Source organism: Microbacterium sp. Bi128, from assembly GCF_918698205.1.
Window position 1 is genome coordinate 1 of record NZ_CAKKMM010000172.1, and the last position, 8,035, is coordinate 8,035.

Annotated in this window: 9 protein-coding genes; 7 read left to right on the top strand and 2 right to left on the bottom strand. The window is 72.6% G+C overall.

The window, feature by feature from the left end:
• Positions 1-67: 67 nt before the first annotated feature.
• The gene (locus LQV45_RS13245) at positions 68-850 is read right to left on the bottom strand and encodes an AraC family transcriptional regulator (protein ID WP_230007432.1); all 783 of its coding nucleotides are present in this window, start codon (positions 848-850) and stop codon (positions 68-70) included.
• A 48-nt stretch (positions 851-898) separates the two neighbouring features.
• Between LQV45_RS13245 and LQV45_RS13250 the strand changes: the two genes are divergently transcribed.
• The 7 genes from LQV45_RS13250 to LQV45_RS13280 all read left to right on the top strand — a co-directional run bounded on the left by LQV45_RS13250 (position 899) and on the right by LQV45_RS13280 (position 7,704).
• Complete coding sequence (locus tag LQV45_RS13250; protein ID WP_230007433.1) at positions 899-1,339, top strand: DUF2000 domain-containing protein; 441 nt, start codon at positions 899-901, stop codon at positions 1,337-1,339.
• A gap of 21 nt (positions 1,340-1,360) precedes the next feature.
• Positions 1,361-1,813: a hypothetical protein gene (locus tag LQV45_RS13255; RefSeq protein WP_230007434.1), complete on the top strand. Its 453-nt coding sequence runs from the start codon at positions 1,361-1,363 to the stop codon at positions 1,811-1,813.
• Positions 1,814-1,869: 56 nt separating this feature from the next.
• The gene (locus LQV45_RS13260) at positions 1,870-2,577 is read left to right on the top strand and encodes a response regulator transcription factor (RefSeq protein WP_230007435.1); all 708 of its coding nucleotides are present in this window, start codon (positions 1,870-1,872) and stop codon (positions 2,575-2,577) included.
• Positions 2,574-3,965, top strand: a complete 1,392-nt coding sequence (locus LQV45_RS13265) for a cell wall metabolism sensor histidine kinase WalK (protein WP_230007436.1) — start codon at positions 2,574-2,576, stop codon at positions 3,963-3,965. Before LQV45_RS13260 ends, LQV45_RS13265 begins: the two co-directional genes overlap by 4 nt.
• Positions 3,966-4,027: 62 nt before the next feature.
• Positions 4,028-4,678 carry a hypothetical protein gene (locus LQV45_RS13270; protein ID WP_230007437.1) on the top strand — a complete coding sequence of 217 codons (651 nt, stop codon included), beginning with the start codon at positions 4,028-4,030 and terminating at the stop codon, positions 4,676-4,678.
• On the top strand, positions 4,675-6,795 hold the full coding sequence (locus LQV45_RS13275) for an MMPL family transporter (protein ID WP_230007438.1): 2,121 nt from the start codon (positions 4,675-4,677) through the stop codon (positions 6,793-6,795). The genes LQV45_RS13270 and LQV45_RS13275 overlap by 4 nt, the downstream gene beginning before the upstream one ends.
• Positions 6,796-6,867: 72 nt before the next feature.
• Positions 6,868-7,704, top strand: a complete 837-nt coding sequence (locus LQV45_RS13280) for a CPBP family intramembrane glutamic endopeptidase (protein WP_230007439.1) — start codon at positions 6,868-6,870, stop codon at positions 7,702-7,704.
• Between the two features lie 93 nt (positions 7,705-7,797).
• Here the strand turns inward: LQV45_RS13280 and LQV45_RS13285 are convergent.
• The coding region (locus LQV45_RS13285; RefSeq protein WP_230007440.1) for a helix-turn-helix domain-containing protein at positions 7,798-8,035 on the bottom strand (238 nt) is incomplete at its 5' end.

Sequence of the window (8,035 nt, forward strand, 5' to 3'; positions counted from 1 at the left end):
CCCCTCACGGCACCCGCGCCCCACACGGCATCCACGCCCTACACCGGGAGGAAAGACCCCGCCCGGTTCAGCGAGCCGGCCCCGCGAACAGTGCCGGGGTCACCCCCAGCACCCGCCGGAAGTGCCGGGTGAGGTGGGCCTGATCATGGAAGCCGGCGCGCACGGCGGCGTCCGCGGGTCGGTCTCCGTCGAGGAGCAGCCGCCGCGCCGCGTCGACCCGCCGGGTCACGAGGTAGCGATGCGGCGGCATGCCGTAGGCACGCGAGAATTCCCGCACGAGGTGGCTCGGGTGGGCGCCCAGTTCGCGCGCGGCGGCGGCGATCGTGAACGACTCCGTGAACCGGTCGTCCAGCAGCGAGCGCAGCCGCCGCGCGAGCGGGGCGTCGCGCGCGGGCGCGGCCGCGCTGCCGGTGTGGGTGAGGACCGCGTCCCGCACCGCGAGCAACCAGTGCTCGGCAGCCATCTCGTCGCCGGGATGCCGCAGGGCGGCGTGCACCCTCCGCGTCGCCGCCTCGGCGGATCCGTGCGCGAGAGTCGGGCGATGCGCGACGCGACCGGCGGTATCGTCGGGCAGCCAGTCGCGGCGCACGTAGAGCACCTGCTTGCGATATCCGATGCCGGAGACCGCGGAGCGCCCGTCGTGCGGGATCCCCGGCGGGAGGAGTGTGAGGGCGCCGGGAGCCGCGAGATGCTCGACGCGATCGAGACCGTACGTGACGGCTCCCCGATCGACGAGCATCACGGCCCAGTCGTCGTGGGTGTGCAGCGGGTAGGCGTGATCGAAGCTCGCGTGATACACCTCGCGCAGGAGGGGGACGTCCGGATGCCACGCCCGCACCCGATCGATCATGCAAGAAACGTACAAGACGCCCGGTGGCCCACGCCCGATGCTGGACGAATGACCGCAGACACCCCCGCCGCCGCACCGCATTTCGACACGAAGGTCGTCGTCGTCCTCGGAGAGAACCTGGCGTCGTGGCAAGAGCTCAACGTCACCGCGTTCCTCCTGTCCGGGATCGCGACGAGCGAGCCCGACCTCGTCGGCGAGCCCTACGTGGATGCCGATGGCGTGCGCTATCTGCCGATGCTCCGCCAGCCGGTGCTCGTCATGACCGCGGACGACGATCTGCTCGGCCGTGCCCGGGCGAAGGCGTCGGCACGCGACGACGTCGCGCTCGCGATCTACACCCGCGACCTCTTCGCCACTCCTCACGACGCCGCCAACCGTGCGGCCGTGGCGAGTGTGGCATCCGATGATCTGGATCTCGTGGGCATCGCCCTGCGCGGCCCGCGCAACGTCGTGGACCGCATCGTGAAGGGCGCGCGCTTCCACGACTGAGCCACCCGCTAGCCTCGCCCCGTGGGATTCTCGCCGTGGGGCCTGGCGATCGCGGTGGCGGTCTTGGCCCCGAGCCTTCTGCTCCTCGTGCGACCGCCGCGGCCGCCCCTGCCCACCGTGCGGGTCTCCCCCGTGCTGTCGGCGCTCGAACGCGCCGGACAGGCGGCGTGTCTCGTGATTCCCGTCATCGTGCTGCCCGCGCCGCTGACCTGGGCGTGGGCGGTGCCGATGGCCGTGTTCCTCGCGGCCTACCTGGTGCTGTGGGGCCGCTACGTGCGACGGCGTGACCCGGGGCTGCTCTACCGCCGGTGGGGTCCGGTGCCCGTGCCGATGGCGGTGCTGCCGGTCGCGGTCTTCGCGACCGCGGGGGCCTGGCTCGGCGTGATCTGGCTCGTCCTCGCCGCGGGAGTGCTCGCCGCGGGCCACATCCCCACGTCGCTGGCCGTCGCCCGGGCGCTCCGCACGCAGGGCTGAGGCGCAAGCGACGCGCTGACGCCTGGCCCCGCACCGCGCACGCTTACGCTGGGGCCATGGAGGTGCAGCGGACCCCGGAGCCGCCGACGCGCGTGCTCGTCGTCGATGACGACGAGGGCATCCGCCTGCTGCTGGAGTCGCTGCTCGCCGCGCCGCGCTACCAGACGGTGAGCGTGGGCACCGCGGCCGACGCGTTGCGCATCGCCCGCGCCGACGAGTTCGACGCGGTCCTGCTCGACCGGTTCCTCCCCGAGACCGACGCCGTGCACATCGTCGCGCCGCTCCGGGCCGCGCTCCCCTCGGCGGCGATCGTGATGTTCAGCGCGGTCGACGACGTCGAGGGACGCGTTCTGGGCCTCCGCGCCGGGGCCGACGACTTCCTCACGAAGCCGTTCCACGTGTCCGAGGTCGTCGCGCGCATCGAGGCCGTCCACCGCCGCGGCGGTGCCGCGCCGACCGACCCGCACGTGCTGCGCTACGCCGATCTGGAGCTGGACACCGCCGGCTACCGCGTGTGGCGCGACGGCACCCCCCTCACGCTGACGCCGACGGAGTTCCGGCTGCTGCAGTTCCTCGCCGAGAACGCCGACCGGGTGCTGTCGCGCGGGCAGATCCTCGACCGGGTGTGGGGATACGACTTCGGCGGCGGCGAGGTCGTCGAGAAGGCGGTCTCGACGCTGCGCCGCAAGGTCGACGCAGGGCGGGAGCCGCTCATCCAGACCGTCCGCGGATTCGGGTACTGCCTCCGCGAGGAGAGCACGTGAGCGCGCCCGCGACCCGACGGTCGATGGTCCGGGCGCTGCGCCAGCGCGTCCTCCTCGTCGTGGCGGTCGCGGTGGTCCTGCTCGGCGTGGCGAGCGTGTGGGGGCTCCGCATCGTCACCGACCGCAACGCCGAACGCCAGGTGCAGATCGCCGCGCAGGCCGTGACGACGTGGGGCGCCGACGTCGAGGGAGGCGTGCGGGTCATCGACAGCGGCCATCTCGCCGCGGTGGACGCGGCATCCACGGTCGTCGCGCTCCTCACCGACGACGGCCGGGTGATCGTCGCCAGCTCCCGGCTTCCGGTGACCGTCTCGATGCTCGAACAGATCTCGGGGTCGCTCGAACCCGGCGAGACGGAGCGGGCGGATGCCAACTCCCAGACGATCCTCTTCACCGAGGTCCCGCTGCCCGGTGACGTGCTGTACGACGACGGAACGCGCACGCCCGTCGACCGTGCGCTGGTGGGCATCGGCGTCGAGGGATCCGATCGGCTGGTGGCGGCCCTCGCCGTCGCCGCCGCGGTCCTCGTCGCCCTCGTGCTCGCCCTCGTCGCGGTCGTGGTGACGCTCGTGGTCTCGCGCACCACCCGTTCGCTCACCGATCTCTCCGACCGCGTCGAGCGCGGTGCGCTCGACGGCCTCAGCGAGTCGCCCGCGGCGGAGTTCGCCGAGACCGGGGCGATCGCCGGGGCCATCGCGCGGTTGGATCAGCGACGGGATGCCACCGAACGGCAGCTGCGGGACTTCGTCGCCGACGCGTCCCACGAGCTTCGCACACCGCTCACGAAGATCCAGGGCTGGTCGGAGCTGCATTTCCAACGCCCGACGGATGCCGAGATGACCGACCGCGCCTTCCAGAGCGTCGTCGAGGAGTCGGAGCGCATGCGTCTGCTGGTCGACAAGCTGGCACAGCTCGCCCGCGCGGAGGGAGCCGACCAGTCGCACGAGCCGGTCGACCTGTCGGCGATCTGCCGCCAATGCGTCGAGGATGCCGCGCTCCTCGAGTCCGGAGCGACGATGCAGTGGCTCCCGTCCCCGACGGCGTCGGTGCTCGGTGATCCCGTCGCCCTGACCCAGGTCGTGCGCAATCTCCTCGGCAACGCCCTCCTCCACGCCGGGCCCGACGTCACCGTGACGGTCGCGGTGGCACAGGTGGCAGAGGGCGTCGAGATGATCGTTGCCGACGACGGTCGCGGCATCCCTCCCGCCCTCCGCGACCGGGTGTTCGACCGGTTCGTGACGGGAGATCGCCGCACCGGAACCGGGCTCGGCCTCGCGATCGTGCGGGCGATCGTGCTCTCGCACGGGGGGACGGTGGAGCTCGTGTCGGAGCCGGGAGCGGGGACCCGCGTGACGGTGCGCCTCCCTGCCGCACCAGCCTCGGCCTGATCGTCAGCTTTTCGTCAGGGTCGCGCCGGGATCCCGGGAGGAGACCGCACTGAGGTGGGGACATGACCCCACGCAGGAAAAAGGCGATCGTGGCGGGGGCGATCGGCCTCACGGCGATCGTCGCCGTCGCGACCATCGGTGAACTCGTCGCCCGCACCGAACTCGAGAATCGCGCCGCGGCGTTCGCGGGCACGCTGCCGGGGGTGACGACCGCTCTGGCGGGCGGCCCCGCTCTCGGACAGCTGGCCGGCGGGCGGATCGACATCGAGCTCTCCGTCTCGGATGCCGCTCTGACCTCCGTCGCGGCCTGCCGCACCGACCACGACCTCTCCCTTCACGCGACCGCCGGCGCCCTGATCGCCACGGCCGAGCGGACCGTGCGGGGCCTGACCCTGCCGGTGGAGGTGAGGCTGATCCCGCAGCGGGACGACGACGGGTGGGCGCTCGTCGCGGACTCGGTGAGCGCCGGCGGCATCTCGCTCCCGGCCGCCCGGGCGGCGAAGCTGCTCGCGGGACGCGACGGCGGAACGCGCCTGCTGGAGGGCATCCGCCTCCCCCGCGACGAGAGGTTCACCCTCACCTCGGTGGGCTTCCGAGACGGCGCGGCCGTGCTGACCGCGAGCGCCGCGGTCGGCCCGGCGAACGGTGGCGACAGCGGCGGTGCGCCCTCCGATCTGCGCTCGTGCCTGGCATCCGGGGAGGACGACCGATGAAGCGCATCGTGGCCTCCCTCGCCCGGGTCTGCGCCCGTCACCGCTGGCTCACCCTCACCGCCTGGGTACTGGTCGTCGGGGTGATCTTCGGCGCCGGCTTCGTGATCGGACCGAACCTGCAAGACGAGGTGGAGGTGGGCGGCAGCGACAGCCAGGCCGCGGCCCAGCTGCTCGAGGAGAGGCCCGGGGCGGAGGAGGAGCCCGCCGTGTCGAGCCGGATCGTCCTCGCCGGCGACGACATCGCCGGGCAGGCCGAGGTCATCTCCGAGGTCATCGGCGGGCTGAGCCAGGCGACGGGCGAGGCGATCGCGAACCCCCTCGACGACCCCGTGGATGCCACGCGGGCCGGCACCCTCGCTCCCGACGGCGATGCGCTGACGCTCACCGTTCCGGGCGACCCCAAGGAGGAGGGCTCGAACTGGCGGACCGCGGTCGACGACGCCCTCGACCCGGCGCGGGAGGCGGGGCTGGAGGTCGCGATCGGAGCCCCGCTCGGCACGCAGCTGGATCGCGCGGGCACCATCAACAGCGAGCTCGTCGGCGTCGTCGCGGCCCTGATCGTGCTGTTCCTCGCGCTGGGATCGGCGATCGCCGCCGGAATCCCGGTCGCGACGGGCATCGTCGCGGTCGCCGGCGGAGTCGGCACCGTGTGGCTGCTCAGCCACGGGTTGCCCATCCCCGAGAGCGCGGTGACGCTGGCGGTGATGGTCGGCCTCGGGGTCGGGATCGACTACGCCCTGTTCCTGCTGTCGCGCTTCCGCGAGGCGCTGCGCGGCGGCACCGAGGTCGTCGACGCCGTCGAGGAGACCGCGCACAGCGCCGGCGAGGCGGCGATGGTCGCCGGGCTCACGGTCGCCGTCTGCGCCACGGGCCTGGCGATCTCGGGGGTGGAGTTCGTCGCGTGGTTGGGCTTCGCCACCGCCATCGTGGTCGTGTTCGCCGTGGCATCCACTCTCACGCTCACTCCGGCCGTGCTCGCCCTCGTCGGGCGTCGCGCCCTGTCGCGCCGCGATCGCCGCGCGGCCTCGCTCGACGCCACCCCCGCCGGGCGCCGCCCGTGGGAGCGGATCGCCCCGCGCCTGACGCGGCACCCGATCCTGGCCGGGGTCGTGTCGCTCGTGCTGCTCGTGGCGATCTCGCTGCCGACGCTGGCCCTGCAGCTCGGGCAGTCCAGCGCGGGCAACGCCGAACCCGACTCGAACCAGCGGCGGTCGTTCGACCTCGTCGCCGAGCACTGGGGAGCCGGGCAGAACGCGCCCCTGCTGCTCGTGGGCGAGGGAGAGGATGCCGCCGCCTGGGCACCGTTGCGCGAGCAGATCGCCGTCGTCGAGGGGGTGAGCGCCGTGTCGCCTCCCGTCGCGAACGACGGCGTGACCACGATGCAGGTGATCCCCGACACCGGCCCGAGCGACCCGGCCACCGCCGATCTCGTGCACGCGCTGCGCGCCGAGACGATCCCCGCGAGCGAGGTCGAGGCGCACGTCGGCGGCGCGGTCGCGACCCGCATCGACCTCAGCGACCGCATCGCCGAGCGCCTGCCGTGGCTCATCGGCATCGTCATCGCCGCCGCGATGGTGCTCGTGGCCTTCACCTTCCGTTCGGTGCTGTTGCCGGTGAAGGCGGCGCTCTGCAACGCGCTGTCGATCACGGCCGCGTTCGGCGTGCTGGTGTGGGTGTTCCAAGAGGGGCACGGCGTCGAGCTGTTCGGACTCGACGGACCGATGCCGCTCGACCCCTACGTTCCGATGATGCTGTTCGCGGTGCTCTTCGGCCTCTCGATGGACTACGAGGTGTTCCTCCTCACCGCCGTCCGCCAGGCCTGGCTGCGCGGCGCGACACCGAAAGACGCGGTCACGCGGGGGCTGGCCGACACCGGTGGCGTCATCTCGGCCGCCGCGATCATCATGATCGCCGTGTTCCTCAGCTTCACGTTCAGCCCCACCCCCGTCATCAAGGTCTTCGGCGTCGGGCTGGCCGTGGCGGTGTTCGTGGATGCCACGGTGATCCGGCTGCTGCTCGTTCCGGCGATCATGACGCTGCTGGGAAGGAGCGCGTGGTGGTGGCCGGGCCGCGGTCGGCGGCGCAGAAGCACCGCGGACCTCCCCGCCCTCGACTGAACACCGGCGAGGGGCGAAAGTCCCCTCGCCGGGGAGCGGCGGAGGGAACGCTTGTCTCGAAAGGAGCCCGACATGACCACCGTCCCGCAGCGAGAGGACCGCTCCGGCGGCCTCCTGGTCTTCCTCGTCGTCACCTTCGCCGTCACGTGGGCGATCTGGATGCCGATCCTCCTCCAGGCCCAGGGGCCGGGGCTCGACGCGATGCCGTGGACGTTCTTCCTCGCCTCCGTCGGTCCGCTGTGCGGCGCGGTGGCGGCCTCGCTCTGGGAGGGCGGCGCGCGCGGACTCGGGGCCTGGGCGCGGCGCGCCTTCTCCGTGAGGTTCCGCCCCGTCTGGTGGATCGCGGCGATCGGCATGCCCGTGGCGTACTTCCTGATCGCCTGGATCACCGCCGCCCTCGTCGCCGGCGCCTGGCCGGACCCGGCGCTCTTCGGCGTGACGGACAAGCTTCCCGGGCTGGCGTGGCCGCTGGTCGCCCTGGTGTGGGTGACCACGTTCGGTCTGGGCGAGGAGTCCGGGTGGCGCGGGTGGCTGCTCCCCGCGCTGACGCGGCGGATGTCCGCCTTCTGGGCCGCGCTCGTCGTGGCCGGCGTGTGGATTGTCTGGCACCTGCCGGCGTTCTTCTTCAACCCCACGTACACGCAGATGGGGGCCGGCGTCATCGGGTGGATGCTGGCCCTCGTCTGCGGTTCGTTCCTGCTGGCGTGGATGACCGTGGGCGCCGGAGGGAGCATCGTGCCCGTGCTGATCTGGCACGCCGGCTTCGACCTGCTCACCGCGGCCGATCAGTCCGCCGGCGTCATCGCCTCCACCGTGAGCGGCATCGTGATGACGCAGGGCGTGCTGTGCGCGTGGCTGCTCTGGCGCAGACGCACGGTCGCCCGCACGCCCGCGCTCGTCGGCGGCTGAGAGTGAGAACGGCCCGGAGCGAGGCTCGGAGGACCGCGCCGGTCATGACATCAGGCCCTCGGAGACCCGCCGTCACGTCTGGATGTCTCGGGCTCAGCGCCCTCTCTCGGTGCGGCGGTCGAACTCGTCGCGGTGCGCTTCGATCGCGGGAACGTGGTCGCTGGCCCAATCGGCCAAGGCCACAGCGTGCGGAATCAAGGACTCGGCAAGACCGGTGAGCTCGTATTCGACTCGCGGCGGCACTTCCGCGTGGGCGGTGCGAGTGAGCAGTCCGTCGCGTTCGAGGTGTTTGAGAGTGAGGGACAGCATCCGTTGAGAGATCCCCGGGATG

Bases quoted from the DNA above. Each gene is read 5' to 3' on its own strand.
- LQV45_RS13260 (WP_230007435.1), top strand. From the start codon at position 1,870: ATGGAGGTGCAGCGGACCCCGGAGCCGCCGACGCGCGTGCTCGTCGTC.
- LQV45_RS13270 (WP_230007437.1), top strand. From the start codon at position 4,028: ATGACCCCACGCAGGAAAAAGGCGATCGTGGCGGGGGCGATCGGCCTC.
- LQV45_RS13250 (WP_230007433.1), top strand. From the start codon at position 899: ATGACCGCAGACACCCCCGCCGCCGCACCGCATTTCGACACGAAGGTC.
- LQV45_RS13275 (WP_230007438.1), top strand. From the start codon at position 4,675: ATGAAGCGCATCGTGGCCTCCCTCGCCCGGGTCTGCGCCCGTCACCGC.
- LQV45_RS13280 (WP_230007439.1), top strand. From the start codon at position 6,868: ATGACCACCGTCCCGCAGCGAGAGGACCGCTCCGGCGGCCTCCTGGTC.
- LQV45_RS13245 (WP_230007432.1), bottom strand. From the start codon at position 850: ATGATCGATCGGGTGCGGGCGTGGCATCCGGACGTCCCCCTCCTGCGC.